Source organism: Streptococcus humanilactis (assembly GCF_019448275.1).
Taxonomy (GTDB): domain Bacteria; phylum Bacillota; class Bacilli; order Lactobacillales; family Streptococcaceae; genus Streptococcus; species Streptococcus humanilactis.
In genome coordinates this window covers 136,342-160,795 of record NZ_JAHXBZ010000003.1, presented here as the reverse complement: position 1 = coordinate 160,795, position 24,454 = coordinate 136,342, and the positions used below count along the sequence as shown (strand labels likewise).

34 protein-coding genes are annotated in these 24,454 nt (G+C 39.8%); 22 read left to right on the top strand and 12 right to left on the bottom strand.

Going from position 1 to position 24,454, the window contains the following annotated elements:
• From KV696_RS06185 to nrdI, 3 genes are all read left to right on the top strand, one after another.
• Positions 1 to 1,287, top strand: coding sequence for a response regulator transcription factor (locus KV696_RS06185; RefSeq protein WP_219967140.1), 1,287 nt, complete (start codon positions 1 to 3; stop codon positions 1,285 to 1,287).
• A gap of 60 nt (positions 1,288 to 1,347) precedes the next feature.
• Positions 1,348 to 1,887: an ABC transporter permease gene (locus KV696_RS06180; protein WP_219967139.1), complete on the top strand. Its 540-nt coding sequence runs from the start codon at positions 1,348 to 1,350 to the stop codon at positions 1,885 to 1,887.
• A 77-nt stretch (positions 1,888 to 1,964) separates the two neighbouring features.
• Positions 1,965 to 2,435 carry a class Ib ribonucleoside-diphosphate reductase assembly flavoprotein NrdI gene (nrdI, locus tag KV696_RS06175; protein WP_219967138.1) on the top strand — a complete coding sequence of 157 codons (471 nt, stop codon included), beginning with the start codon at positions 1,965 to 1,967 and terminating at the stop codon, positions 2,433 to 2,435.
• 293 nt (positions 2,436 to 2,728) lie between these two features.
• Here the strand turns inward: nrdI and KV696_RS06170 are convergent, their stop codons facing one another.
• From KV696_RS06170 to KV696_RS06160, 3 genes are all read right to left on the bottom strand, one after another.
• On the bottom strand, positions 2,729 to 3,991 hold the full coding sequence (locus tag KV696_RS06170) for an NRAMP family divalent metal transporter (RefSeq protein ID WP_219967137.1): 1,263 nt from the start codon (positions 3,989 to 3,991) through the stop codon (positions 2,729 to 2,731).
• Positions 3,992 to 4,206: 215 nt separating this feature from the next.
• Entirely contained in the window at positions 4,207 to 4,665 is a 459-nt protein-coding gene (locus KV696_RS06165; protein WP_219967136.1) for a DUF3021 domain-containing protein, read from the bottom strand.
• Positions 4,662 to 5,102 (bottom strand): LytTR family DNA-binding domain-containing protein, encoded by a 441-nt coding sequence (locus KV696_RS06160; RefSeq protein ID WP_219967135.1) that lies wholly within the window; start codon positions 5,100 to 5,102, stop codon positions 4,662 to 4,664. Before KV696_RS06160 ends, KV696_RS06165 begins: the two co-directional genes overlap by 4 nt.
• Positions 5,103 to 5,307: 205 nt before the next feature.
• Here KV696_RS06160 and mutL point away from each other — a divergent pair, with 205 nt between their 5' ends.
• From mutL to KV696_RS06145, 3 genes are read left to right on the top strand one after another with little or no spacing between them, the layout of a single operon-like run.
• Positions 5,308 to 7,257: a DNA mismatch repair endonuclease MutL gene (gene mutL / locus KV696_RS06155; RefSeq protein WP_219967134.1), complete on the top strand. Its 1,950-nt coding sequence runs from the start codon at positions 5,308 to 5,310 to the stop codon at positions 7,255 to 7,257.
• Positions 7,258 to 7,272: 15 nt separating this feature from the next.
• Complete coding sequence (ruvA, locus tag KV696_RS06150) at positions 7,273 to 7,866, top strand: Holliday junction branch migration protein RuvA (RefSeq protein WP_219967133.1); 594 nt, start codon at positions 7,273 to 7,275, stop codon at positions 7,864 to 7,866.
• 9 nt (positions 7,867 to 7,875) lie between these two features.
• Entirely contained in the window at positions 7,876 to 8,439 is a 564-nt protein-coding gene (locus KV696_RS06145) for a DNA-3-methyladenine glycosylase I (protein ID WP_219967132.1), read from the top strand.
• An 84-nt stretch (positions 8,440 to 8,523) separates the two neighbouring features.
• On the opposite strand, the gene KV696_RS06140 is transcribed toward KV696_RS06145, so the two are convergent.
• The 9 genes from KV696_RS06140 to KV696_RS06100 all read right to left on the bottom strand — a co-directional run bounded on the left by KV696_RS06140 (position 8,524) and on the right by KV696_RS06100 (position 15,802).
• Positions 8,524 to 8,787 (bottom strand): SemiSWEET family transporter, encoded by a 264-nt coding sequence (locus KV696_RS06140; RefSeq protein ID WP_000166114.1) that lies wholly within the window; start codon positions 8,785 to 8,787, stop codon positions 8,524 to 8,526.
• 105 nt (positions 8,788 to 8,892) lie between these two features.
• Positions 8,893 to 9,927, bottom strand: coding sequence for a S66 family peptidase (locus KV696_RS06135; RefSeq protein WP_219967131.1), 1,035 nt, complete (start codon positions 9,925 to 9,927; stop codon positions 8,893 to 8,895).
• Positions 9,928 to 10,088: 161 nt separating this feature from the next.
• The gene (locus tag KV696_RS06130; RefSeq protein ID WP_000331824.1) at positions 10,089 to 10,436 is read right to left on the bottom strand and encodes a hypothetical protein; all 348 of its coding nucleotides are present in this window, start codon (positions 10,434 to 10,436) and stop codon (positions 10,089 to 10,091) included.
• A 15-nt stretch (positions 10,437 to 10,451) separates the two neighbouring features.
• The gene (locus tag KV696_RS06125; RefSeq protein WP_061088493.1) at positions 10,452 to 11,129 is read right to left on the bottom strand and encodes a DUF1129 domain-containing protein; all 678 of its coding nucleotides are present in this window, start codon (positions 11,127 to 11,129) and stop codon (positions 10,452 to 10,454) included.
• An 11-nt stretch (positions 11,130 to 11,140) separates the two neighbouring features.
• The gene (locus KV696_RS06120) at positions 11,141 to 12,085 is read right to left on the bottom strand and encodes a magnesium transporter CorA family protein (RefSeq protein ID WP_000815623.1); all 945 of its coding nucleotides are present in this window, start codon (positions 12,083 to 12,085) and stop codon (positions 11,141 to 11,143) included.
• 160 nt (positions 12,086 to 12,245) lie between these two features.
• Positions 12,246 to 13,412, bottom strand: a complete 1,167-nt coding sequence (locus KV696_RS06115) for a tyrosine-type recombinase/integrase (protein WP_219967130.1) — start codon at positions 13,410 to 13,412, stop codon at positions 12,246 to 12,248.
• 94 nt (positions 13,413 to 13,506) lie between these two features.
• Positions 13,507 to 13,959 (bottom strand): type II toxin-antitoxin system death-on-curing family toxin, encoded by a 453-nt coding sequence (locus tag KV696_RS06110; protein WP_219967129.1) that lies wholly within the window; start codon positions 13,957 to 13,959, stop codon positions 13,507 to 13,509.
• Positions 13,959 to 14,963 carry a DNA-binding protein gene (locus KV696_RS06105; protein ID WP_219967128.1) on the bottom strand — a complete coding sequence of 335 codons (1,005 nt, stop codon included), beginning with the start codon at positions 14,961 to 14,963 and terminating at the stop codon, positions 13,959 to 13,961. The genes KV696_RS06110 and KV696_RS06105 overlap by 1 nt, the downstream gene beginning before the upstream one ends.
• 158 nt (positions 14,964 to 15,121) lie before the next feature.
• Positions 15,122 to 15,802 carry a helix-turn-helix domain-containing protein gene (locus KV696_RS06100; RefSeq protein ID WP_219967127.1) on the bottom strand — a complete coding sequence of 227 codons (681 nt, stop codon included), beginning with the start codon at positions 15,800 to 15,802 and terminating at the stop codon, positions 15,122 to 15,124.
• 162 nt (positions 15,803 to 15,964) lie between these two features.
• On the opposite strand from KV696_RS06100, the gene KV696_RS06095 reads away from it, so the two are divergent.
• From KV696_RS06095 to KV696_RS06020, 16 genes are all read left to right on the top strand, one after another.
• A complete protein-coding gene (locus tag KV696_RS06095; RefSeq protein ID WP_140832911.1) occupies positions 15,965 to 16,162 on the top strand; it encodes a helix-turn-helix domain-containing protein in 198 nt (65 codons plus the stop codon).
• Between the two features lie 68 nt (positions 16,163 to 16,230).
• Positions 16,231 to 16,947: a BRO family protein gene (locus KV696_RS06085; RefSeq protein ID WP_258318574.1), complete on the top strand. Its 717-nt coding sequence runs from the start codon at positions 16,231 to 16,233 to the stop codon at positions 16,945 to 16,947.
• Positions 16,938 to 17,564: a Rha family transcriptional regulator gene (locus KV696_RS06080; RefSeq protein WP_219967126.1), complete on the top strand. Its 627-nt coding sequence runs from the start codon at positions 16,938 to 16,940 to the stop codon at positions 17,562 to 17,564. The genes KV696_RS06085 and KV696_RS06080 overlap by 10 nt, the downstream gene beginning before the upstream one ends.
• Before the next feature lie 413 nt (positions 17,565 to 17,977).
• Positions 17,978 to 18,478 carry a hypothetical protein gene (locus KV696_RS06075; RefSeq protein ID WP_219967125.1) on the top strand — a complete coding sequence of 167 codons (501 nt, stop codon included), beginning with the start codon at positions 17,978 to 17,980 and terminating at the stop codon, positions 18,476 to 18,478.
• Positions 18,479 to 18,488: 10 nt separating this feature from the next.
• Entirely contained in the window at positions 18,489 to 18,689 is a 201-nt protein-coding gene (locus KV696_RS06070; protein WP_219967124.1) for a hypothetical protein, read from the top strand.
• A 1-nt stretch (position 18,690) separates the two neighbouring features.
• Positions 18,691 to 18,906, top strand: a complete 216-nt coding sequence (locus tag KV696_RS06065; RefSeq protein WP_219967123.1) for a hypothetical protein — start codon at positions 18,691 to 18,693, stop codon at positions 18,904 to 18,906.
• Complete coding sequence (locus KV696_RS06060; protein WP_219967122.1) at positions 18,903 to 19,196, top strand: hypothetical protein; 294 nt, start codon at positions 18,903 to 18,905, stop codon at positions 19,194 to 19,196. The genes KV696_RS06065 and KV696_RS06060 overlap by 4 nt, the downstream gene beginning before the upstream one ends.
• The gene (locus KV696_RS06055) at positions 19,177 to 19,518 is read left to right on the top strand and encodes a DNA-binding protein (RefSeq protein ID WP_219967121.1); all 342 of its coding nucleotides are present in this window, start codon (positions 19,177 to 19,179) and stop codon (positions 19,516 to 19,518) included. Before KV696_RS06060 ends, KV696_RS06055 begins: the two co-directional genes overlap by 20 nt.
• Positions 19,511 to 19,792: an XRE family transcriptional regulator gene (locus KV696_RS06050; RefSeq protein WP_219967120.1), complete on the top strand. Its 282-nt coding sequence runs from the start codon at positions 19,511 to 19,513 to the stop codon at positions 19,790 to 19,792. Before KV696_RS06055 ends, KV696_RS06050 begins: the two co-directional genes overlap by 8 nt.
• Positions 19,779 to 20,576, top strand: a complete 798-nt coding sequence (locus tag KV696_RS06045) for a DnaD domain protein (protein ID WP_219967119.1) — start codon at positions 19,779 to 19,781, stop codon at positions 20,574 to 20,576. The genes KV696_RS06050 and KV696_RS06045 overlap by 14 nt, the downstream gene beginning before the upstream one ends.
• A gap of 15 nt (positions 20,577 to 20,591) precedes the next feature.
• Complete coding sequence (locus KV696_RS06040) at positions 20,592 to 21,416, top strand: ATP-binding protein (protein ID WP_219967118.1); 825 nt, start codon at positions 20,592 to 20,594, stop codon at positions 21,414 to 21,416.
• Positions 21,417 to 21,440: 24 nt separating this feature from the next.
• Complete coding sequence (locus KV696_RS06035; RefSeq protein WP_219967117.1) at positions 21,441 to 21,974, top strand: hypothetical protein; 534 nt, start codon at positions 21,441 to 21,443, stop codon at positions 21,972 to 21,974.
• A 101-nt stretch (positions 21,975 to 22,075) separates the two neighbouring features.
• Complete coding sequence (locus KV696_RS10050; protein ID WP_261070803.1) at positions 22,076 to 22,585, top strand: hypothetical protein; 510 nt, start codon at positions 22,076 to 22,078, stop codon at positions 22,583 to 22,585.
• Positions 22,586 to 22,961: 376 nt separating this feature from the next.
• Complete coding sequence (locus KV696_RS06030; RefSeq protein ID WP_045616698.1) at positions 22,962 to 23,276, top strand: hypothetical protein; 315 nt, start codon at positions 22,962 to 22,964, stop codon at positions 23,274 to 23,276.
• 477 nt (positions 23,277 to 23,753) lie between these two features.
• Entirely contained in the window at positions 23,754 to 24,146 is a 393-nt protein-coding gene (locus KV696_RS06025) for a transcriptional regulator (RefSeq protein WP_219967116.1), read from the top strand.
• A 53-nt stretch (positions 24,147 to 24,199) separates the two neighbouring features.
• A complete protein-coding gene (locus KV696_RS06020) occupies positions 24,200 to 24,352 on the top strand; it encodes a hypothetical protein (protein WP_219967115.1) in 153 nt (50 codons plus the stop codon).
• Positions 24,353 to 24,454: the final 102 nt, after the last annotated feature.

Below are 24,454 nucleotides of genomic sequence, written 5' to 3'. Positions count from 1 at the left end.
ATGTATAAAGTATTATTAGTAGATGATGAGTACATGGTGACAGAAGGTCTGAAGCGTTTGATTCCCTTTGATAAGTGGGATATGGAGGTCGTCGCAACAGCCAGTCATGCCGATGAAGCTTTAGAATATGTGCAGGAAAATCCAGTAGATGTGGTCATTTCCGATGTCAATATGCCCGACAAAACAGGACTTGACATGATTCGGGAAATGAAAGAGATATTACCAGATGCTGCCTATATCTTGCTCTCGGGTTATCAGGAGTTTGATTATGTCAAAAGAGCAATGAACCTTAGTGTGGTGGACTATCTGGTCAAACCTGTTGATAAGGTAGAGTTGGGAAATCTGCTGGAGAAGATTGCAGGTCAGCTCGGCGAGAGAGGAAAGAAAAGTCAGACTCTCAGTCAAGATTTAGATGAGGCTGGATTTGTTAGTTATTTAGGGGATAAGGAGAATTGGTGGATAGGTCTATCCAAGGAAAAACAAGGCTCCTTCACCATTCCCTACTATGTCTTAGGCCAAGACTGGCAGATTTTCATTTCTGACCAAGCCCTAGATGGTTTAGTCGTTACTCCCTTTGAAGCTCCCTATCAAGAACACTTTGAACGCTGGAAGCTGAATGCTGAGAAAGCCCTCTTTTACGGTTCTGTAAATCTAAAACAGTCTCAGAGTCTCTTTGCCTATTACGAACCGATTTATAGGGTTATCATTCAGGGGAATCTCAATCAAATCGTGGAAGAATTGAACCTTTTGGAGAAGGTGGTTCTTGAAAATACGCCGCGTGTTCCGATTACCAAACAGCTTTTTATCCAGTTTGTCATGGATGTTTTCCACTTGTTTGAACATCTCAAAGCTGATGATATGACGGACATTGTCAAAACCATTCATGCTATTCAAACCTTCGATGAATTGGTTCCTTATATCAAGGAAACTCTGACTCGATTCTTTGGGCAATATCGTATGAATGAAAATGTGGTCAGTGTGCTGGAAGTCATTGGGCGTGATTATCAGAAAGAACTTTCCCTCAAGGATATCAGTAAAGATCTCTTTATCAATCCTGTCTATCTAGGTCAGTTGATTAAGCGAGAAACCAATTCGACCTTCGCAGAGTTACTAAACAAACAACGTATTAAGGCCGCCCAACAACTTTTGCTTTCAACCAGTGACAGTATCGAAGATATTTGTTATGCTGTTGGTTACAGTAACGTGGGATATTTCTATAAAGTGTTCCGAAAATTGTGCGGAAAATCACCAAAAGCCTACCGAAAACAGGTAGAAACGATACTATAAGACTTGTATTCCCTTACAAAAGGTGCTATAATATAAATAATAATATCAGGAGGTTCTATCATGAAAAAGAAACCGATTTATCTATGGGTCTTGCTAATCTTGTCTGCTCTTATTTCAGTTTCATCTCTGTTTGGAATGTTGGGTCCCATACCTAGCAAAGAAGTCCTTCGTTCCGCTGCCGCTCAGAAACAGGTTGCAGGGGTCAGTGCTCAGCAGGTAGAAGATAGCATTAATTATAGCTATAGAGTGGCAGAAATATCTCATTCTATTTTTAATGTTGCTTTGATTGTGCTATCTGCTATTTTAGTTGTAGTAGCGATTGTCTTCCTTATTCGTAAGAATTTGCAATATGCAAACTATACTTACGTTGGCTATGTTTTGTTAGCTATTATCGGTTCGATTTATGGCTATGTTGGTTTACAGGACGCTGTGCAGTTGGTTCAAGATGAGACTATGCGTTTGACAATGAGTATTGGTTCAAAAGCTGTCAGTATTTTCTATATCGTCATCAATATTCTCTTCCTAGCCCTTGTCTTCTATAAGATGTGGCGACAACAGAAAGCCTTGGCAGAAGAAGAGGAAGCAGAAAATCTTGCCTAAGTATTGACAAAAAATAACTATCAAGATACAATCTTGGTAGTTCTTTTTCGATTAAAAATAAAATCATGGAGGTACATATGGAGACAATTTCTTTAGTTTATATTAGTTTGAGTGGCAACACTGAAAGTTTTGTGACGCGCTTGAAAGACTATCTCTTGTCCCAGTACGAGGGAATTGAGGTTCGAAAGATTCATATTAAGGATTTGGTCAAGGAAGGTCACGATTTCTATGAAATGGACCACCCTTACGTCGCCTTTCTACCGACCTACCTTGAAGGTGGGAATGGCGTTGATAACGGAGATGTAGAGATTTTGACGACACCAGTGGGGGATTTTATCGCCTATGGTGACAATGCTAGTAAGTGTTTTGGCGTGGTTGGCTCAGGAAATCGTAACTTTAATAACCAATACTGCCTGACAGCTAAGCAATACAGCCAACGTTTTGGTTTCCCTGTCTTGGCTGACTTTGAAATGCGAGGTATGCTGGAAGATATCAAACGTGTCGCAGCGATTATCGCAGATTTGTATGAGTTGGAAAGGGAGAATTAATACTCAATGAAAATCAAAGAGCAAACTAGGAAGCTAGTAGCAGGTTGCTCAAAGCACAGCTTTGAGGTTGCAGATAGAGCTGACGTGGTTTGAAGAGATTTTCGAATAGTATAAAGTTCTTATAAGAGGTGGTTGAAGTTGTTCAACTGTTTTTTGAGTATAAACAGTCTTTGAGAACGTAAAAAAGCATAAGTTCAGGTCTTAAAAACCTTGTTCTTATGCTTTTTATCATAGAAATATTTACTGAATTTTCTCTTGAAATGAAACCTTATCTTCATCTCGCGCTTTGTCGATTATCCTGCTTTTCCGATTGCGAGTGCGTAGATAAAGAAGATGGCGAAGCCAAAGAGGAAAATCAATCCTGCAATGGCAAGGTGTTTGAGCCAAGAAGGAAGATTTTTGTTTTCACGCGTTACCAAGGCGTAGTTCAAAAGAGCGAAGAATGGTGTTGTCAGGAAAGAACCAATCATGGCAAAGCGGAGCATGGTTGAAACCTGACCAGCGAAGAACTTGATAATGACGATACCGATGATAGCAGTGATGGTCATCCAGATGTTCAAAGATTTACTACTGTCTTCTTTTTGACTGATTAGCAGTCGGAGAGATTCCTGATTGACACGAGAGTAACCATCGATAACAGTAATAACGGTTCCAAAGATACACAGGAAGGCAATAAAGGTAATCAAGTAACGGGACCATTCGCCAAGAACAGAGGCATACATGCCCACGAATTGAGAGATGTATTTGGCTGAAGCAGCTTCAACTGCTTGCCCTGTAGGATATTGAATCAATGCTCCCAGTGCTACAAAGAACACAGCTAGGATGGCTGTTCCAATGTAACCAACGTTAAAGTCAAATAGAGCGTCCTCTGTGTTAAAGTTGACGGTCTTTTTCTTTTCAGCAGACCAAAGTGAATTGATAGCTGAAATTTCAATAGGAGCCGGCATCCACCCTAAGAGGGAAACGATGAAGGGTAGAGCTGCCATTTGCCAAGGTGTCTTTTCGACAAAATTAGAACTATATTCTGGATGCTTGACCGCCGCGATGATAACTGCAAGAACAGTTGCAATGGTCAAAGCTGACATGATCCATTTTGCCATGCCGTCTAAGAGTTTGTAGCCTCCAAAGAGTAACATAGCCCAAATGATTGCAACGAGAATGAGGGACCACTGAGTGATGCTAAGACCGATCATTGGGAAGGCACTGGCGATGATAGCTGAGCACAGAATAGCGACACCAGCTGTGTTGACCATAGCCGAAAAGACATTTAGGATAAAGAAAATCCAGAGATAGAGTTTCCCTTTTTCGGCATAACCTTCAACCAAAGTCTTTCCAGTATCAGCTGTGTATTCAGCACCAAAACGGAAAAATGGATATTTAAAGACATTGGCTAAGATGACCAAGAGAAGTAGAGACCAACCGTAAGAACCACCAGCTTGAGTGGAAGATACAATGTGAGAACCTCCAACAGCGGCAGAAGCCATTAGGATTCCAGGTCCCATTGCTTTTAGTTTACTTGTCCAGGTTGATTGATTTAACGAAATAGCTTGTGACATGATAGATGCTCCTTTTTGAATTTTCAGAATAATCTGGATATGTAATCTATATTCTACAAAAAATTTTGGAAAAATGCAAGAATATTTTGAAAAAAGATAGAAAATTACAGAAAATTTACAAAGAAGATCTGAAAATAACTGCTATGATAGCAAGGTGCAGCAGGATAAAGAAAAACCGAGAAGTTTCTTTCTCGGATTTGCTTATTATGAGGTTCTTACTTTCTATGCTCCAAGAGTTGATTGATATGGTCTACTTTTTTTGATGCTCTTTTATAGGAAATAGTCCAAATGATGAGGTAGACAATCGCAAACTCGATAATGAGCTGGAGGTAGAAATTCCAGTGGAAGGGGAACCAACCTGCTAGGGTTGCTAGTGGGACAAAGCCAGCCAGCATAAGGAAGAAATGAGTCAGAGTGGCACGAAGCATGCTCCAGTCACGGCTGAATAATCGCTTGCCAAAGTTGAAGAGAATACCAATGGCTGCCCAGATCAGTGTGCAGTAGAGCAAGACCAGGGCACCGTGAATCTGATGTTGGGTCATCACTTGGCCGACGAGAGATTCAGGGCTAAGTGGAGCGTAGGTATTTGGTGCATAAATGAGTGAAAAGATGATAGATAGGATGAGGCCGATGAGGACACCAGCAGCTGCGTCGTGGAAGATTTGTTTTTTCATAGTTCTAATTTCTCCTTGATGGTTTTTAGATAACGGCGTGAAGAGTAGGTGAAGCTTTCGTTTTTCAAGAAAATTTCTACTAGGCCGTTGGGGGTGAGCTTGAGATGAGAGATGGAATCGATATTGATGATTTCTGATTGGGAAATTTGGATAAAATTGCTTGGCAGAATTTCAAGGACCTGATAGAGTCGCAAATCAATGCTGTAGGTCTGACTCGCGGTTTCTGCTAGAACCTTCCGATTCTCGATATAGAATCGTTGAATCTTGACAATCTCGACTAGATAGACCTGATTATTGATTTTCCCTTTGATTTTTTCTGTTAGATCCAGATTTTCTGCGAACTCGATGACTTTTTGGACTTTTTCGGTCTCTTGAGGTGCTTGAACAATCAGCTTTTCCTCTTCGTAAGTCTCACTAATCTGTAGTTCTACTTTCATAAATTTTTCTCCTTTTTAGTTATACAAGGTTGTGATCACTTCCTGTATATCTTTATTAAACACTATTTTCCAGACCCTTGCAAGGGACTTTGTCTATGTGGCGGGATTTGGCTTCTATGTGGTGGAGCTTTTCTGTCCTATCTGAAATATGGTATAATAGCACTAATCAATTTCTAGGAAAACAGATACAGAAAGGGGCTGAAAAATGTCTCATATTATTGAATTGCCAGAGGTGCTGGCAAACCAGATTGCAGCTGGAGAGGTTATCGAGCGCCCAGCTAGCGTTGTTAAGGAGTTGGTAGAAAATGCCATTGACGCGGGTTCTAGTCAGATTATCATTGAGATTGAGGAAGCAGGTCTCAAGAAGATTCAAATTACGGATAATGGTCATGGAATTGCCCACGATGAGGTGGAATTGGCCCTGCGTCGTCATGCGACCAGTAAGATAAAAAATCAAGCAGACCTCTTTCGGATTCGGACGCTTGGTTTTCGTGGTGAAGCCTTGCCTTCTATTGCTTCTGTTAGTGTTTTGACCCTTTTGACGGCGATGGATGGTGCAAGTCATGGAACCAAGCTCGTCGCGCGTGGGGGTGAAGTTGAGGAAGTCATCCCGGCGACTAGCCCTGTGGGAACCAAGGTTTGTGTGGAGGACCTCTTTTTCAACACTCCTGCCCGCCTCAAGTATATGAAGAGTCAGCAAGCGGAGCTGTCTCATATCATTGATATTGTCAACCGTCTGGGCTTGGCCCATCCTGAGATTTCTTTTAGTTTGATCAGTGATGGCAAGGAAATGACGCGGACAGCAGGTACTGGTCAACTGCGCCAAGCTATCGCAGGGATTTACGGTTTGGCGAGTGCCAAGAAGATGATTGAAATTGAGAATTCTGACCTGGATTTCGAAATTTCAGGTTTTGTGTCCTTGCCTGAGTTAACTAGAGCCAACCGCAACTATATCAGTCTCTTCATCAATGGCCGTTATATCAAGAACTTTTTACTCAATCGTGCTATTCTTGATGGCTATGGTAGTAAGCTCATGGTAGGCCGTTTTCCACTGGCTGTCATTCACATTCATATCGACCCCTATCTAGCGGATGTCAATGTGCACCCAACCAAGCAAGAGGTGCGGATTTCCAAGGAAAAAGAACTGATGACACTGGTTTCAGAAGCTATTTCCAACAGTCTCAAGGAGCAGACATTGATACCTGATGCCTTGGAAAATCTTGCCAAATCTACCGTGCGCAATCGTGAGAAGGTGGAGCAAACTATTCTCCCACTCAAAGAAAATACACTCTACTATGAGAATACTGAGCCGACAAGACCTAGTCAAGCTGAAGTAGCTGATTATCAGGTAGAATTGACTGATGAAGGACAGGATTTAACTTTATTTGCCAAGGAAACCTTGGATCAGCTAACCAAGCCAGCAAAACTGCATTTTGCAGAGAGAAAGACTGTTAATTATGACCAACTAGATCATCCAGAGCTAGATTTAGCCAGTTTGGATAAGGCATATGACAAGCTGGAGCGAGAAGAATCATCCAGCTTTCCAGAGTTGGAATTTTTCGGACAAATGCATGGAACTTATCTCTTTGCCCAAGGGCGAGATGGGCTCTATATCATAGACCAGCACGCGGCTCAGGAACGGGTCAAGTACGAGGAGTACCGTGAAAGCATTGGCAATGTTGACCAGAGCCAGCAGCAACTCCTAGTGCCCTATATCTTTGAATTTCCAGCGGATGATGCCCTCCGTCTCAAGGAAAGAATGACACATTTGGAGGAAGTGGGCGTCTTTCTAGCAGAGTACGGAGAAAATCAATTTATTCTACGTGAACATCCTATCTGGATGGCAGAAGAAGAGATTGAATCAGGCATCTATGAGATGTGTGATATGCTACTCTTGACCAAGGAAGTTTCTATCAAGAAATACCGAGCAGAGCTGGCTATTATGATGTCCTGCAAGCGATCTATCAAGGCCAATCACCGTATCGATGACCATTCGGCCAGACAACTCCTCTATCAGCTCTCTCAATGTGACAATCCCTACAACTGTCCCCACGGACGTCCTGTTTTGGTGCACTTCACCAAGTCGGATATGGAAAAGATGTTCCGACGCATTCAGGAAAATCACACCAGTCTCCGTGAGTTGGGGAAATATTAAACTAAAAGGAAAACTATGTACGAATATTTAAAAGGAATCATTACCAAAATCACTGCTAAATACATTGTCCTTGAAGTCAACGGTATCGGTTATATTTTGCATGTGGCCAATCCCTATGCCTACTCAGGACAGGTCAATCAAGAAGCTCAAATTTATGTGCATCAGGTTGTGCGTGAGGACGCCCATTTGCTTTATGGATTTCGCTCAGAGGATGAGAAGAAGCTCTTTCTCAGTCTGATTTCGGTCTCTGGGATTGGTCCGGTGTCAGCTCTTGCTATTATCGCTGCCGATGACAATGCTGGTTTGGTCCAAGCCATCGAAACCAAGAACATCACCTACTTGACCAAGTTTCCTAAAATTGGCAAGAAAACAGCCCAGCAGATGGTGCTGGACTTGGAAGGCAAGGTAGTAGTTGCTGGAGATGATCTTCCTGCCAAGGTGGTAGTGCAAGCTAGCGCTGAAAACCAAGAACTGGAAGAAGCCATGGAAGCCATGCTGGCACTGGGCTACAAGGCGACCGAACTCAAGAAAATCAAGAAATTCTTTGAAGGAACGACAGATACAGCTGAGAACTACATCAAGTCTGCCCTCAAAATGTTGGTCAAATAGGAGTAGAGCATGACAAAACGTTGTTCGTGGGTCAAGATGACCAATCCGCTCTACATCGCCTATCATGATGAGGAGTGGGGGCAGCCCCTCCATGATGATCAAGCATTGTTTGAGTTGTTGTGTATGGAAACCTATCAGGCAGGCCTGTCTTGGGAAACGGTGCTCAACAAACGCCAAGCTTTCCGAGAAGCATTTTATGGCTATCAAATTCACGCAGTCGCAGAGATGACCGACACCGAACTGGAAGACTTGCTGGAGAATCCAGCCATCATTCGAAATAGAGCCAAGATTTTTGCTACACGCGCTAACGCCCAAGCCTTTCTACGACTACAGGCAGAATATGGCTCTTTTGATGCCTATCTTTGGTCTTTTGTTGAGGGGAAAACTGTCATTAATGATGTTCCCGATTATCGCCAAGCCCCAGCTAAAACCGCTTTGTCTGAGAAATTAGCCAAAGATCTCAAAAAAAGAGGTTTCAAGTTCACAGGCCCAGTCGCCGTCTTGTCTTTTCTACAGGCTGCAGGACTAGTTGATGACCACGAGAATGATTGTGAATGGAAAAGCAGGAATTAGCGAGTATAGGTAACTAGAATATTTGAGAATATAGAAAAAAGCTGAGAAACTCTTCCCAGCTTTTTATATATACTAGTATATTTGTTAGAGTGAAGTCAGAAAAGTGATTCCACCTAAAATAACACCAGCTGAATTTGGAATGATTAGTATCCAATCCTTCTTAGGTTCCTTTGTCCATCCATAAATAACCCAGATTAAGCAAGATATTGCAGCTGATAAAGGTTGAAATGGTTGAGCTTTATTTCCTTGTAAATTAGCGATAATTTGAGGTATGTAGGCAATAAATACTATAATTCCAATAAAGGCACCAATAGAACCTACGATTCGATTAATTTTTTGTTTTGTCATATACACCTCCTTTAAAAGGATACCATAGAAATTAGCGAAATGCAATAAATTCAGATACAAATTGTAACGAAAACCAATACAAAAGCACAAAAATAGAGAAACTATTTATTTTTTGTTATAGTCAAAGCGAATGACTTGTTCCTGTGCATCTACATGAGCATGGACCCCAAAGGGGACAATTGCTCTTGGAGTTGTGTGGCCGACATTCAAATTATAGACAATCGGGATATTGCTATCAATGATATCCAATAGTGCGTCTTTATAGTCATCATAGAAAGTTTCATCCATAGGTTTCCCGACCAAGAGTCCGCTGATGACTTCGAATATCCCAGTGTCTTTCAAAGCCCGCAACATCTTTTTGAAGTCTTCTGGCTCAGGCTTTTCTTCGCTTGTCTCTAGCAAGAGAATTTTTCCTTCCCAGTCTGACAAGTCAGGGAAAAGTTTGTATTTTTGGCAGAGCTCCGTGCTGTCTGCGTATCGAGAGTTGTCAAAGATATCGTAGAGGGATTCGAGGCAACCACCGAGGATTTTTCCCTCAAACTGGGTATTTCCTTGCAATAATTCAAAACCGGTATTTGCATGACTGACACGAGGTATCCCCAGAGCCTTGGGACTAAAATCAGTTCGTTCCTCATACCAAACGTCACTAGGGCGGATTTCTGAGATTCTTCCCGTCTCAATCAATTCTTTAAAGTAGTGAAGGCTATAGGCTAACATTTCCTTGTCTAATTCACAAATGTCTGCTAAAAAGGATTGACCATAAAAAGTCTTGATTCCTAGTTTATGCAACATGAGATGATTCATGGTTGTATCCGAGAAGCCAAGAAATATTTTTTGTTTGATAACCTTTTGTAGTTGGTCATTTTCAAAAAGATAAGGTAGTAAGCGATAGGTATCGTCTCCACCGATGGCACATAGGATCATGTCGATGCTATCATCAGAAAAGGCATGAATCAAATCCTCTGCACGAGCTTCAGGATGGTTCTTGATAAAGTCTAATCCTTTTAGCGAATGGGGCAAAAAGATAGGATTGACTTCCAGGTTCTTGAGACGTTGGACACCCAAGTCCACTTCGTGTTTGACAAAGTCCTCTCCGATAATGCCACTAGATAAACTAACAATACCAATAGTAGAAATCATATTTTATCCCCCTAGAAATAGATTGAGCCTATTTTATCATAAAAGATGGGAGAAAACTATAGGGAAAAGGGTAGAGGGAAGCTTGTAGGCAAGCAAGTGAAAAAGCAACCGCTGTTGCAGTTGCTTTTCGTTTTCTAATCAGTAATCTCGCTAGATATGAGTTACTTGGTCAACTCTTGATTATAGGAGAGAGCCAAATCAATCCAGTAAGGCAATTCTTTTTGGCCTTCTATATCTAAGTCTATATACCCATGATAAAGGCGCCCCCTCATCAATGTAGTATGAGCTCCTGTTCGGGGTAGAACTTGCTTCTCCATTTCCTTGCCAATTCTGACCATAACCAGTTCATCCTTTCTGGAACTGACAGTAAGGACCATTTTACCACGAATCATAAAGGCCAGGCCACCAAACAGCTTCTTTTCTTCTAGCTCTTCTTCGAAAATTTGGGGAGGAAGTTTGAGCGCTAGAATTTTTCGAATCTGCTGAGCTAAAGATTGACTATATGCCATAGCTCTTTCTTTTTCTTAGTAACGTGTTGGTCCTGCACTTGCGCTTCGGATGTTCAAGCGTTTCTTGAGATAGAATCGAAGGGCTAGGAGAGCTGCTCCGATAATAGCTAGCGGCAATGGAGCAAGTACGGGGTTAAGGCTAGCTGGTAGGAAGCTTGTTGCAAAGAAGACAAGCAGCCAAAGGAACATAGAAGCTAGGATAACTAGTACAGATTTCCAGAAAGGTGGACGTTGACTGCGGTCCATATCTGGTCCATAGTATTGGTAAACAAAGTAGTACATCAAGTAGAAGGCAAATCCACCAACAAGTCCAACTAATAGGAGGGTAATCAAACCGTAACCGATAGCTTGATCTGCTGAGAAGAAGGTTGTGAGGGCGCTGACGAGAGCAAAGAGGCTAGTGATGAAAAGGGCTGAATCCATAATCATGAGTTTTGGATCATCATTTTCTTTTGGATGCTCTTTTTCGTACTGCTCTTTGACAGTGAAGCTATGAGCCCAGTGAGTTGGTGCGCCATAGAGTGAGCGAGCAGTCGTACCTTTGGCTTGCTCCTCAAGGATTTGGGGAATAACTTCCTCAAAAATAGTCTTGATTTCAGCGTCTGTTTTCCCATCTTTGATGAATTGTTGGGTAGCGATGTGGATAAACTCTTGGTTTTTCTTGGTTAATTTTTGTAGATCAATCTGAGACATAGGAACTCCTCTTAGAACCATTTTTTATGGATGAGATAGAGAGTGAGCGAGACACTCATAGCAAAGGCGATAAAGACGATTAACCAGAAGGCATTTGGCTCACCGTTTAGAGGGATTTCATTATCCTTAAAGTTCATCCCGTAGGCAGAAAAGACCATGGTTGGGATGGACATGACGATGGTCACAAGGGCCAAGGTTTTCATGATGTTGTTCTGGTTGTTGGAAATGATAGAGGCGAAGGTCTCTGTCATAGAATGCAAGACGTTTCCATAAATGTCTGCCATCTCGATAGCCTGTTGGGTTTCAATCAGGGTGTCTTCAAGCAGGTCTTCGTCCTCAAGGTATTTCTTGATATTACTGGTTGAGCTGGTCAATTTCTTAATCACACGCTCATTTGTTTTGAGGGAAGCCTTGAAATAGACGATAGTTTTTTCCAATTCCATGAGCTCAATCAATTCTTCATTACGAGTTGATTGATGCAGTTGACTTTCGATTTGTTCACTCTTACGGTCAATCGAACGAAGGGCTGTTAGGTAGAGCTCTGCATTGCGATAAAGAATCTGAAAGATAAAACGCGAACGCATGAAAGTGTAGAAATTACGCAAACGACGGTTGATAAAGACATCAAGGACTGGTAATGGTTCCAAACACGTAGTGATAATGGTTTCCTCGGTGATGATAATACCAAGTGGGATGGTTACGTAGTAGGTGCGGTTATTTCTTTCTTCTGTGACTGGCACGTCTACGATAATCAGGGTGTACTCATCTTCAATGGTAATACGAGACATTTCTTCCGCATCGAGCGGTGCTCGGAGGTCGGCAATATCAATATCGAAGGCGTTAGCGATTTCGAGTGATTCATTTTGAGTTGGATTAACGAGATTGATCCAAGTACCCGGTTCAAGCGTATCGATCTCTTTAAATTCAGTTGTTGTAGAGAGAAAAACTTGTTTCATATCCCTTATCCTTTCTCATTTTTCATATTTTTTCACACCGTACTATTATACTACAAAATCGGCCTTTTTCAAAATAAATCTAACAAAAAACCTGTTGCTATTGGATTTTTACTTTGTCTTGAAATGTTGATTTTTAAATTTGCTCCCCTTTTTGCTCTCCCTATAGTGCTTTTAGTGCAGTTTCGTAGAATGATACTGCTTTTTTTGCGTTCTCTTTTGAGAGGTGGCTATATATATCCATGGTCATTGATAAAGTGGAATGACCTAGGCGGTACTGGAGTTCTTTGTATGGTATTCCAGAGTTAAGAAAGAGACTAGCGTGAGTGTGACGGAATCCGTGAAATCCAATGTTAGGAACATCAGCACGCTTAAAATGTGTTTGCAATCTTCTTTTAAGTCTTGAACTGCTAGGATACTCATGAATGAAATCAGAAAATACCACGCTTTCACGTTGTCCTATCTTCCAAGCCTCTTTAGTTTGGCGCAGTTTGTACTGCTTTAGCATGCTAACAGTCGCTTGATCTATATCTATATCCCGATAACTAGCCTTAGATTTTGGGCTATTGATTTCTAGATCCCGATTTAGGGTTTTGGTAATATGCACAACGGCATTATCTAAGTCTATATCAGACCAGGAAAGAGCTAAAGCTTCATTGATACGGCAACCAGTAGCCAATAGGAACTTATAGAGCGTTGTCTCATAGTAGTAACGATATCTATCGCTATCTAAATTATCGAGATAACCAAGAAACTTTTTTAGTTCTTGATTTTCAAAGTGTTTTACCTTTTGGCGCTTTGCTTTCTGAGTGTTACGAGGTAAAACAACATCACGCGCAGGATTGGACGGTATAGCTTGCATGGTTACGCCATATTGTAAGATACGTTTGTTTAAAGCATGTATCTTGTCATAGTGTAGAAAAGCCCCTTTTTCCCCTCTATTAGTCTTGTCAGCAAGTTTGTTGATAATGGACTGGATAAGTGGAGTAGTGAGCTTATCGAGCTTGTAAGCCCCCAAAATAGGCAATATATGATTATCAATTAACTTTCTAACATTGCCTTGAGTGTTTGGCTTAACCGTATTCTTATAACTTTCTAACCAGAGATTGGCTAATTCTTGATAGTTTTTTATGGTGCTAGCCTTTTGTCTAGTGGATCCTGCTTTTTGAAAAGCAATTTTTTCTTGAGTAGCTTTCTGCTTAACTTCCTTTTGTGTCCGCCCTGTTACTTTAGTTTTAACTTTCTTTCCTGTTACCTGGTCAACTCCTAGATATACATTAGCACGATAGACTTTACTACCGTCTTTTTTTATAACTTCAGTTATTTTCATGATTTAAACCTTTCTAAAATACATCAGCAGGCAAGCTATTATCAAAAAGGTTTTAGATTGTGGTTTATATCATGTTGAGCTTACGGAAAGGATTTTATTTGTTATTTTCTTCAGCTAAAGCTAACTGTACAAGTTTTTCTTTTACTTTTTCGGTGAGTTCCTCATAGTAGAGAATTGAAGAAATAATTTCTTTTAAAAAATTGAAATCAATTAATCCCATTGCTACCCATAAGACAATATTTTCCATTGTTTCGATAAAGAAGGGAATGAGGTAATCAAGGTGATTGATTGTTAAAAATTTAATACCGAAGACAATGCTACTTCTCTTATTTCCATCATTGAACATATGAAATTGAACTGTATTAAATACTAGCACTGTAAGTTTTGTTTCAAAGTCTGGATAGTAATCGTCGTTCTGTAAGTGTTCAAATACACTAAATACCCTTCCCTTATCTTTAACACCATGTAAACCACCAATTTTCTCAATTACTTCAATGTCGTGTAGTAAAATTGCTTCTTCAGCAGAAAAATAATTGATTTTATCCATTATTTATCCCTCAATCTTTCAAAAACTTGGCGGTATTCATCAATTTGTTTCGAGAGGGATTTACTTTGTTCGCCGATAAACCTTTCAAAATCTTCTTCAGAAATTGGACGGATATATTCTGCTAATTTCTCATGTTTGGCATTCCTGAAAGATAGGTCCCTACTTGCCATTTTCTCTCTGGCATGCATTAAATGGGGTTCTTGCATTGGGTGAGTTGCTAATTTCTGAATTATCTCAATTACATCAGCATTAGTTAATTTTTGATTTGAAGACTTACTCTTTTGTTCAATCTCATAAGCAACCCCTTTTTCAAAACTAGCAATAACTATAAGTACCTCACTATACATTGTTGCGCGAGCATTATCATTTTTATTCAATTTCAGTATTTTTTTGTATTCTGATGCTCTTTCTTTAAAGATTGCTTTGTAAATTTCATTTGTTAATTGACCATATTTGAAATTACTTCCAGAAACATACTTATCAATGGCATTTGTAAATATTTTTCTAGCATTATCTTCTTCTAATGCAGTCGATAGATAGTTTTTGTCACGCTGGTTTATAAATTTTACATGTCCACCAGTTTTCTCAGTTAACACATTAATGACAATATCAAGTAAGGTATTTCTTACTTGCTTAGCTATATCACTATTGGTTAACAACATAGCAAAATTAAGCAATGTTCTGAACGATGAGATACTTAATTGTGTAACTTTGCTACCGACATTTGTGTCGGTAGCAAAAGCATTTTCTTTAAAATTAGCTAGTTTTTCTCCACGTAAAGTGTGATAACCATTTTCAGTAAGCTCTATTTTATGAGCTTCAACCAGTCTTTCAATAGTTCGAATGTCGACTTCGAAAAAGGTAGCTAGCTGAGAATTTGTAAAATAAAAAGTATCTTCAAAGTAGAAACCAGGTACTTGTAAAATCTCTTCAGCTTTTTGTAATGCTAAAGAATTATTTAAAATATTTTGTCTTTCTATTTGTGAGGTTGTTAGATCAGTCATAATTTCTCCTTTTTGTCGAGTTAATTTGTGGTAATTTGCCAATAACTCCCGATATTTCAAGAGTTTTATTTTATTTTCGTGTCGTTAGAGTATATTAGAAAATCTTGAATTCCGAGAATCCATGCGCTTCAGGATTGTTGAACATTGTGGCGCGTGGGTTAGTCAATTTTGATAGTTTTGTCCACTTGAACTTCTTTAGGTGCGTGTGAACTTCCATAATCATCAAAAAATGAAATAATCACCTTGTCGTTTTTATTTAGAGAAATTTCCGTTAGATACTCTTTTGTGGGGTGAAAATCATACCTATATGCAGAAATCACTGTTTTAGAATTGAGATAGTGATTTTTTAGCACCTCAATTACATCATTATAAAAATGTGTTTGAAATCCAACGGGTAACGATGAAATAAAATTATAGAATTCCTTATACCCAAAGTTTCCGCTATCTTCATCTAGTGAAAGGCGTACCCACAGTTTGATACTATCGTCATCAGTTGGAGAATCAATATGTTTAGGGGAGAAAAAGAATAATTTAGCGATATAAATCCTCTCACTATGAGGAGATTTTAGGTTAATCGCGATTACATTATCCCCGTCTTCTTTATACTCATAGTTATCTTTATTGTAAACCTTCCAGATATAAGGACTATATACAAAAAAATCTTTTAGTTCTATTCCAAGGTAATTACATAACTTATCAACGGTATCAAATTGAACACCTTTCCCAGTATTTTCTGATAGAGTCATCAGAGTGGTTTTAGAAATACCAGTATCTTCATAAACGTCTGCTATCTTCAGACCTCTTTCGGCCATTAGTACAGCGAAATTTGTCTTAATCATTGTAAGTTTCCTCCGTAGCTAAATTATAACCGATATTGTTAAAAAAAACAAACAACAAAAAAATATAACAGACTATTGACAAATGTTTTAGAGTAGTGTAATATGTTTTCTGTTAGCGATATCGCTAATATATAACAAAACTCAAAAAAGGAGGATAGAGATTTGAAAAATAATATGCGTGTTATTTTAGCAAAGAAACGCTTGAAGGTGGCAGATGTTGCAAGAGAAACAGGGCTATCAAAAAGCACACTCACAGCTTTATACTATGAGCGTACTAAGCGCCCAGATATTGAAACCTTGCTAAAGATTGCTAACTATCTAGGTGTTTCTATTGATGAACTACTAACACCAGAGGATTGAAGAAAGGCAGGCAAGCAATGAAGAGGAACTATACAAGGGTCATCGATGAAATGTGAACCACTCACGGGCTGAACTTGGTAGCTATTGGCCAACGAATAGGCATAGATCCCCGAACAGTTGGCAAGTGGGCACAGGGCAAGCATAAGCCCAACAAGGAAAGCAGAAAAAGACTAAACAAGTTATACAGAGAGGTCAAGCAAGACATGACAACACAGCAAAAAGATTTATGTGATTTTTTTGGGAACTTCTATCCCAAAGGAGAACAACACAACAAAAAGGAAGTTTTGGAAGTTGTAACAACTCAACGATTTGGCTCTAAACACTTTGATGTTTATGGAGACATTCAAAATCCGTTATTTGTAGCGGTAGAGGTTGCTGAGATGATTGAAATCCAAAACACCACGGATTTACTAAAACGGGTAGATGATGAAAAGCTGACCTATGTAATATCTAGGGCAGGTCAAAAAAGAGAAATGAATATGCTGACAGAGTTCGGAGTCTATGAAGTTTTATCGCAGTCACGCAAACCACTAGCAAAAGAGTTTAAAAAAGTGGTCAAGCACATTCTGAAAGAAATCCGACTAAACGGCTACTACATGGATGGGGAACTGGTGGAAGAACCACAGACCACTATAAAAGCCCCTGACACGTTGGCAGAGGCAGAACGGTATTATATCGATACACTAGCCAAAGCCATTGCAGAGGCTAAAAATATGGACGAGAAGAGCCGTCTGACAAGCAAGTTAACCAAATTCATGCAGGAGGTAGAACCACAATGGAATTAGTCTATATGGACGGCAAGAAAGAGCCGTATACGCTGAGCAGTATTGTGGCAGAATGCACGGGATTGCAACATCACACAATAACCAAGATGATCCGCAAACATCAAGCAAGATTTGAACAGTTCGGAAAGGTTGGATTTAAAATCCAAGCTATGGAAAGTGGCCAGAATACCAAGGAATATATTTTGAACGAACAACAAGCGACCTTGTTAGTTACATTCTTAAAGAACACCGAGCAAGTGGCCAACTTCAAAACCAACCTAGTCAAAGCATTCTTTGAAATGCGTGAGGAACTTTCTAAGTTTCGTATGCAGAGGGCGCTAGAAAAGCCAAAAAGAAAAACCTTGCATGACAGTATTGAGAACCGGGAACAAGCACCCAAGCACGCGCATAGCACCATGAACAACCTGCTACTAAAAGTAGTAACCGACAGGAACGCTAAGCAGTTAAGGGAAGAACGTGGGGGCTATAATGGCATCGATAGCTTGACCAGTGAGGAGCTGGAGCAATACCAGGCATTTGAGGATATGGTAATAGCCATGATTGGCTTGAATATGAGTTATCAGGAAATCAAAGCTATGGCATTCAGAAATAAAAAAACACGCCAAAGAAGCGCGTGAGAGCAACAAAAAAGGCTTAGCAATAACCACACCGCAGAGCCTTTCACACTAACACTAAAACGAATTTAACAAAAAGCAGGCAAGCTATTATCAAAGAGGTTTTAGTAAAGATTTATGCCTAGATTATAGCATATTTAGGGCAATTTGACCATACGGAGAGCGCCAACTCTTAAAACTGGTACTTTCTCACGCTTTCAATTTGGCGAGTCTGAGCGTGAGGCAATCGGTGTAGTAAAAGGCATTCAAAATCCCCATGCTCAGAAATTTGGCGACCAAGAGCATGAGGCTGGGAATTACAAGAAAAACTGTATAAGAAACAACCATTCAAAATCCCCACACTCTCCATCGCAAAACTTTGAGTGTGAGGATATCCTGTATAGTAAACGACAATAAAAAGGCCAACGGAGGAAAACATGATAGCAGATAAATTAGAAGCTATTTCAACAAATTTAGAAGAAATACAAGAAAGCCTTGTAGGGGCTGAAACTGCATTAGCTAAAAGAGAAATTAGCAGGGTATTGAATGACTTGGATGATGTTTATAATGAACTAACTAGCACAGAATGCCGTGAACAGCAGGAAACACTTAAGGAACAGACGGAAAGGATGAAACAGAGAGTAGTTGCTGAAGTAATAGGAGAACTAGAAGAACGAGAAGAGTCTTATTACAGAAATTATTGGGGTGATACTAAGTTTATAACGCTGCTTTCCAACTTTGATGGATTTCTTTTCTTAAACACTTACCTAGCTGAAATAACTAAAGAAAATACCTACCCAATGGAACAAAGTCAATTATTGAATTATGTATGGGAAGTCATAGCGGTTGATATCGCAAAGAAAAAACGAGGGAAAAAGAACGTTTTGGATTCATGGACAGACTCATCCTTATATACTCGTGGAATGATGATTGATTAGGAGCAATAAAATGACACTAGACTTAAACAACATGACACAAGCAGAATTTGATGAAGTAATGGCTGAAATCAAGGCAGAACGCCCCAGCGTCTTTCAGTTTATTGCTGATTTTTTAGATAGAAAGGCAACACCCAAAGAGGTAGATGAGTTTTTGAAGATGGAGCGAACTGATCAAGTGGACTATATCAAGAATTACAAAGCGAGGGCATAAGATGAATGAATTAGATTTGACCAATACACAGGCGGTAATCTTCATGGTGGTATTGATTGGCTTACTGCTTTATCTAAACCACCTAGACTGCAAAAAAAGCGCCCAATTTGAGCGAGAAAACCAACAGACGATAGAAACACCTAGCGAGGATTTAAACCCTGATTATGGGCGATATATCCAGCTTGCAGGGGTAAGAGTTTACGGAGGAATGAAATGAGTTACATAGTGAAGATATACCTTGATAGTGAAAAAATACCAGATGAACCTTATTTTACTAAAGAGATTTTTCTAGCTACGTGTATGGACAATGCAACAAAGTTAGCTGTAACTATGAGCTTGTTGACAAAACAAGCGTTTTATTTAGAGACTAAGACAGCTATTTTGAAAACCTTGGATACAATCATAGAAACTCAAAAAGATATTTTGCAAGGGGTAGCGAGCGGACAAATAACCTTTGTGAATAAAAGCAAAGGAGAGGAGGAACTGAATGAGCCTATCAGAGAATGACAAACGAGTATTAAGACTAATCAAGGTAGGGGCTGAGAACTCCATAACAGGGGCAGAAATCAGCCTGATCACTAAGCTAGCAGAAAGAACCGTGCAAGATATTATCAGCCGTCTAATCACGCGCCATAGTGTTCCTATTGTTGGGGTTCGCCATGGGACATTTAGAGGATATTTTATCCCAGCTAACAAAGAGGAGCTACTGGACGGTGCAAAAACATTTTACAATCAGATACGAGAAGAAGAAAAACGCCTAGCGGTGTTGATGAACAGCGACCTAGAAAGTTACAAAGAAACCTTGAAGGAGGTGTGCGGATATGTTTAGCCTAAGCCGAGAAAGTGAGCAAGACCTAGCGCATGGCATTCTGGAGGTAGTGGAAAGATACCTGGAAGCGCGTGATATAGTCAAACCAAGACTGACAGGTTTAATCTCAGCGCAGGAAGTCATGGACGAATTAGATATAAAATATATGACACTCCAAAAGTGGGAAAAAGTAGGGCTAAGACGGTATCAACCACTACTAGAAGATACTAGGAAAATCTATTACAAAGTTTCGGACATCTGGAAGTTTCTGGGGGTGGAGAATGGCAAAAACTAAAATATATTTTTGGCTAAAAATTGATAAGAAATTTTTTGATAATATTTTTATCAAGAGACTAAAAACGGTACCTGGTGGGTACACTATGACGGTGATTTATATTAGGCTCATGCTAGAGAGCTTAGAAAGTGACTGTATTTTATACTATGAGGGTTACTTTGACAATCTCAAGGAAGAGTTAGCCCTAAAATTAGACGTATCGGAAGATGATATAGATATGACCATGGCATACTTTACTAAGTGTGGCCTAATACAAGTTGATGAAGATAAAAACGCAGAACTACCGCAGGCAAAAGCCTTGGTACAGCAGGAAACCAACCAAGCAGCATACATGCGAGAATATCGGAAACAGCAGCGAGAACAAAAGGAAAATCTTACAATGTCATCTGACAATCTTACATTGTTAACTACATGTAAGACAGAGATAGAGAAAGAGAAAGAGATAGAGAAAGAAGAAGAGATAGAGAAAAAAACTTCTTCTGCTCCTACTGCTGAAATCTCTAACTATTACCAAAAGCGTATAGGGGTTATGGATGGGCAACAATATCAAATACTGGCTGACTATCTCACTCTTGACGGTATGGAGCTAGAGGTTATCAAGATTGCTATAGACAAGGGTGCAGATAACGGCAAGCGATCTTTTAGTTATATCAATTCAATACTCAAGAACTGGCGACAGAATGGTATTAGAACCATGGTACAAGTCGAAGATGAACAAAGACTGTTTCAGCAAAAGAAACAAGGTCAGTCTGACGATGATATTCAAGATCCGTTTATCTACTGACGGAGAGGAGAAACAATGGAATTACTGAATACAGACCAGCTCAATGAAAAAATAAAGGTCACTGATGAGTTTTGCCCAACCCATCAGATTAACCTAGTACAATTCAAAAAGCCAGATGGTTATACATCACCCTACTGTATGGAATGCACTAGGGAGAACATCAAACAGACGGAGCTAGAGGGCATAGAAAAAGCCCTAGGCCATGATCTGGACTCTTCAACCTATGATGTGCTAGCGCGTGAAAGTACGGTGTCAAATGAGCTGAGAGAGGCCTCTTTTAGCACTTTCAAAGCCGAGACAAAAGAGGAACACGAGGCCAAGGAGTTTGCTATCAAACAAGCTAAGGAGTACCTAAACGGTATGACAGGGAACACGCTAATTATGGGCAATCCAGGTACTGGCAAAAGTCATTTATGCTATTCTATGGCCAAAGCCATTAACGAGGGCTATAAGTCTAGGAATGAGCCTAAGAGTGTGCTTTTTGTCAGTATTACTGAGATTATCACGCGCATTCAGTCAGGTTGGCAGTATAGACAGAGTGATTTTACAGAGTATGACGCCTTGAAGTTGCTGACTGAGGTTGACTATCTCTTTATTGATGATTTAGGAACAGAAAGCGTTATGAACAGCCAAAAAAATGAAGCTAATAATTGGGTACAGGCCTTTCTTTTCAAGATTTTTGATAAGCGAGACACAACTATCATCAACACCAATCACAACGGAAAAGAGCTGGCCAGAATCTATAATGATAAGCTAGTCAGTCGCATTGGAAAACGATCAGAGGGGAACGTATTTATTATTACAGACATTAAAGATAAGAGGATGAAGCGCAATTTTTAGCCGAAGAAAAAGGAGAAAAACAACATGACATTAAAAACATTTTCGGATAAAGCCAAAACATTTACTTTCACTTACGAATTTAAAGACCTAGATACTGCTCTGGTAGCAGGTCACGCGCTACTGGGATACATGACTGGGACATATTGCCAGCCTGTAATCTCATTGACCTACAAGGATAAAGGCACGCTTGTCGCTGAGTATGTAGAAGATCACAAGCTAAACAAGACTTTCAAGCGTATTTGTGACAGCTTTAAAGACTACCACAAACAACCAGAAGAGGGTGCAGCGTTTGAAGAATGTTACAAACGGGAGCGCGTGCTTCAACTCAAAGAGTCAGAGGATTTTGAGAGTTTGCTCAATAAGGTTACAGACTACGAACTAGAACTATTAGACTATGCTGATCGCTTGCTTTCTGATAAGCCTATCCCTATGGACTCTATGACCGCTTTTGGTACGTTGGAAATGCTGGGCGATGAAAGTATTAGCCTACTCCAAAAGTTGGACGTAGAAGGCGAATATAAAGGCTTAGCTGATTATGTGACCGAGGTGGAAAGCTAGAACTATCAAGAGAGGTACTAGCCTCTTTTTGTGGTTTCACTGCTACTAAACCCAATCAATTTGGTTTTTTCTATATAGGGATTTTTGAACGAATGGAAGTTATAAAATCAATAACCATAGAGACATTTATAAAGCCGATGAAAAACAAGAATATAAGTTATGGTATAGCTGAGTCGGACGGTAGAAAACTAGAGATAGACCTAGATAATCTGTATATCACCTTTGGAAACAATCATTTTGATTTAGCAAGTATACCAGGAACCAAGGGAGGTAATCGCTACTTCTTTCTTTGTCCTATTTGTGGTAATCGATGCAGAAAACTCTATAAGAGACTTTTGCTATATGTTTGTGGATCATGCCAGAAAATACACAGGTCAACACTAAACCGAAGTAAGACAGATTGCCAATACTACTGGGAGAGAGCACTGAGGGAAGCTAGAAAGGTGGAACCAGGTTGGAGTCCCAAACGTGGCGGATATATGTTCGATGGTTTTCCTGAAAGACCAAAGTATATGAAACGTGACAAGTATTATAAGCATTATCAAAAGTTTGTTTACTATACCAGAAAGGGAGATAGTTTTTGGCTGAATGGATTGAGCAATCTGAAGTAGTGTTTTGGAACATTTCCAAACAAATCTAAATAAAGATCATGGTTAGAAAAAATGCTATGAATATTGTTTAGCGTTATAGTTACAACAGTCAATTATAAGATATTAAACAGGTATGAATACGAGACAGGAGGCAGAGATACCCCCTTTATTTTTAGACGGGGGTATGTATCGTTCGGATATAAGAACGCTGCCCTCTTCTGTACGAAAAATTCCCTTTTTGAAATGTTTAAAGGTATTAGGGAATGTAGTACTATCAGGAAGTTAGCTTGATTTTTTCACCTCTAAAGCTACCCATTAACCAAGTAGTTTAGGAGGCCTTAGATAATTTGTAGTAATGGAACAATTCTACCAAACGAACACCGTAGAAAGGTGCAATATGGAACGTGATAGCCGAGGGAGATTTTTGCCGGGCAACCAAGTAGCAAAAGGCAACAGGGGCAACAGAAAACCAAAATATGGCAATAGCAACGCTTTGAATCATGGACTACGCAGAGGATATACTGGACTGTTACCAAGCCAAAAAGGTGGGGTATCTATTTATAAAATGGGTGCATACCTTGGAACGCTACCAGATAAGTATTTCCACCACTCAGAAGATGGAGCGCTTTGGGTAGATTATAACGCTTGTCAGTATTTGATTTCAGTTTGTGGTTTTCCTGAAAGTATGTTTAGCGAACCAGAGGAATGGTAAGGTTTTGGTAAGATGACGAGGTTTTCCGAGGGTTAGAAAAGGTGAGATTGTGGCAAAAAAGATATACTTAAAATACAAGGGTACATGTACTTGAACTCCGAGCGAACACCGAGAAAGTGGCTATATCCCCCTATCATTTATCAAGTAGATAAGAGCAATAATAACTCTCCTTAACTCCCTGAGAAATGACAAGCAGCTAAGCGGAGTTTTTAGCCCTCTTATTTCGGATCTACTCCTTGCAGAATGACAAGGAAATAAGAGAGATAAAAACATCCCTTAATTGCTTATCAAACCATAAGGAGATACGGGGATTATCTCTCTCCCCACGCGCCTCTATGAGCTTCATCCGTCATTGTACATTTTTTCTCACGGGAAAGCATTTGAAGCTAGAGCGAACATAGAGAAACAGCAAAAAAAGCCAAGGCGCTCCGCCTCAGCTATAATCTCAATAATATTATATCATGAAGGAGCGAACTAATGGAGCTGGATAAGTTTAAAACGATGATGAACGTCAGAAAGCGGATGACTTACTTTCTACGATTCCAGAGGATGGCAGGAAGTGAAAACCAAGTTACGATAGATGAAGAGGATTGGGAACTTATCTTACCTGATCAGTGGAATTTGAGCGGTGAGCATGAAAAAGCAACCCGTGAGGGATTGGAGATATTCGCCCAAGACATCAACAGTATAGAGAACAAACGAGCCAGAAAATACTTTATTATCCATTATTGCTATATGAGAAAGAAAACAATGAGTGAATGCGTAGAGATGGCAGGAACTAGCTCCACTAGCTACCACCGATATAAACAGATAGCCGTCTTAAACTTTGCGAGAATCCACCAGAACGGAGAGCTAGAAGCATATAAGTAGGCGTTTGTGGTGTTTTGTTGAGAAATGTTGAGATTTAAGTGAGGGGGGATGAAATGATTGAAGATTTTTTGATTGATTTGGAGCATATCCAATTAGAGGATATGGAGATAGATTTAAACATGGATATAGATATAGATTTTGAAATAGATGTTGACCTTGATGGGTTAGATTTAACCTTACTACAAGAGCTAGAAGCATATAAGTAGGCAAATGTAGGCGTAGGCTTCATATTCGCCCCCTATTTCGCTTGGTTTCGTACTGGACAACTAAAACACCATGGATAAACTAGAAGCCCTCAGAAACGAATC

Bases quoted from the DNA above. Each gene is read 5' to 3' on its own strand.
- KV696_RS06185 (WP_219967140.1), top strand. From the start codon at position 1: ATGTATAAAGTATTATTAGTAGATGATGAGTACATGGTGACAGAAGGT.
- KV696_RS06080 (WP_219967126.1), top strand. From the start codon at position 16,938: ATGGAATTAGTCTATATGGACGGCAAGAAAGAGCCGTATACGCTGAGC.
- KV696_RS06075 (WP_219967125.1), top strand. From the start codon at position 17,978: ATGATAGCAGATAAATTAGAAGCTATTTCAACAAATTTAGAAGAAATA.
- KV696_RS06040 (WP_219967118.1), top strand. From the start codon at position 20,592: ATGGAATTACTGAATACAGACCAGCTCAATGAAAAAATAAAGGTCACT.
- KV696_RS06020 (WP_219967115.1), top strand. From the start codon at position 24,200: ATGATTGAAGATTTTTTGATTGATTTGGAGCATATCCAATTAGAGGAT.
- KV696_RS06070 (WP_219967124.1), top strand. From the start codon at position 18,489: ATGACACTAGACTTAAACAACATGACACAAGCAGAATTTGATGAAGTA.
- KV696_RS06165 (WP_219967136.1), bottom strand. From the start codon at position 4,665: ATGAAAAAACAAATCTTCCACGACGCAGCTGCTGGTGTCCTCATCGGC.
- KV696_RS06145 (WP_219967132.1), top strand. From the start codon at position 7,876: ATGACAAAACGTTGTTCGTGGGTCAAGATGACCAATCCGCTCTACATC.
- KV696_RS06025 (WP_219967116.1), top strand. From the start codon at position 23,754: ATGGAGCTGGATAAGTTTAAAACGATGATGAACGTCAGAAAGCGGATG.
- KV696_RS06045 (WP_219967119.1), top strand. From the start codon at position 19,779: ATGGCAAAAACTAAAATATATTTTTGGCTAAAAATTGATAAGAAATTT.
- KV696_RS06050 (WP_219967120.1), top strand. From the start codon at position 19,511: ATGTTTAGCCTAAGCCGAGAAAGTGAGCAAGACCTAGCGCATGGCATT.
- KV696_RS06115 (WP_219967130.1), bottom strand. From the start codon at position 13,412: ATGAAAATAACTGAAGTTATAAAAAAAGACGGTAGTAAAGTCTATCGT.
- KV696_RS06105 (WP_219967128.1), bottom strand. From the start codon at position 14,963: ATGACTGATCTAACAACCTCACAAATAGAAAGACAAAATATTTTAAAT.
- KV696_RS06110 (WP_219967129.1), bottom strand. From the start codon at position 13,959: ATGGATAAAATCAATTATTTTTCTGCTGAAGAAGCAATTTTACTACAC.
- nrdI (WP_219967138.1), top strand. From the start codon at position 1,965: ATGGAGACAATTTCTTTAGTTTATATTAGTTTGAGTGGCAACACTGAA.
- KV696_RS06130 (WP_000331824.1), bottom strand. From the start codon at position 10,436: ATGGCATATAGTCAATCTTTAGCTCAGCAGATTCGAAAAATTCTAGCG.
- mutL (WP_219967134.1), top strand. From the start codon at position 5,308: ATGTCTCATATTATTGAATTGCCAGAGGTGCTGGCAAACCAGATTGCA.
- KV696_RS06180 (WP_219967139.1), top strand. From the start codon at position 1,348: ATGAAAAAGAAACCGATTTATCTATGGGTCTTGCTAATCTTGTCTGCT.
- KV696_RS06170 (WP_219967137.1), bottom strand. From the start codon at position 3,991: ATGTCACAAGCTATTTCGTTAAATCAATCAACCTGGACAAGTAAACTA.
- KV696_RS06065 (WP_219967123.1), top strand. From the start codon at position 18,691: ATGAATGAATTAGATTTGACCAATACACAGGCGGTAATCTTCATGGTG.
- KV696_RS06120 (WP_000815623.1), bottom strand. From the start codon at position 12,085: ATGAAACAAGTTTTTCTCTCTACAACAACTGAATTTAAAGAGATCGAT.
- KV696_RS06060 (WP_219967122.1), top strand. From the start codon at position 18,903: ATGAGTTACATAGTGAAGATATACCTTGATAGTGAAAAAATACCAGAT.
- KV696_RS06140 (WP_000166114.1), bottom strand. From the start codon at position 8,787: ATGACAAAACAAAAAATTAATCGAATCGTAGGTTCTATTGGTGCCTTT.
- KV696_RS06160 (WP_219967135.1), bottom strand. From the start codon at position 5,102: ATGAAAGTAGAACTACAGATTAGTGAGACTTACGAAGAGGAAAAGCTG.
- KV696_RS06055 (WP_219967121.1), top strand. From the start codon at position 19,177: ATGAGCCTATCAGAGAATGACAAACGAGTATTAAGACTAATCAAGGTA.
- KV696_RS06135 (WP_219967131.1), bottom strand. From the start codon at position 9,927: ATGATTTCTACTATTGGTATTGTTAGTTTATCTAGTGGCATTATCGGA.
- KV696_RS06030 (WP_045616698.1), top strand. From the start codon at position 22,962: ATGGAACGTGATAGCCGAGGGAGATTTTTGCCGGGCAACCAAGTAGCA.
- KV696_RS06035 (WP_219967117.1), top strand. From the start codon at position 21,441: ATGACATTAAAAACATTTTCGGATAAAGCCAAAACATTTACTTTCACT.
- KV696_RS06125 (WP_061088493.1), bottom strand. From the start codon at position 11,129: ATGTCTCAGATTGATCTACAAAAATTAACCAAGAAAAACCAAGAGTTT.
- ruvA (WP_219967133.1), top strand. From the start codon at position 7,273: ATGTACGAATATTTAAAAGGAATCATTACCAAAATCACTGCTAAATAC.
- KV696_RS06100 (WP_219967127.1), bottom strand. From the start codon at position 15,802: ATGATTAAGACAAATTTCGCTGTACTAATGGCCGAAAGAGGTCTGAAG.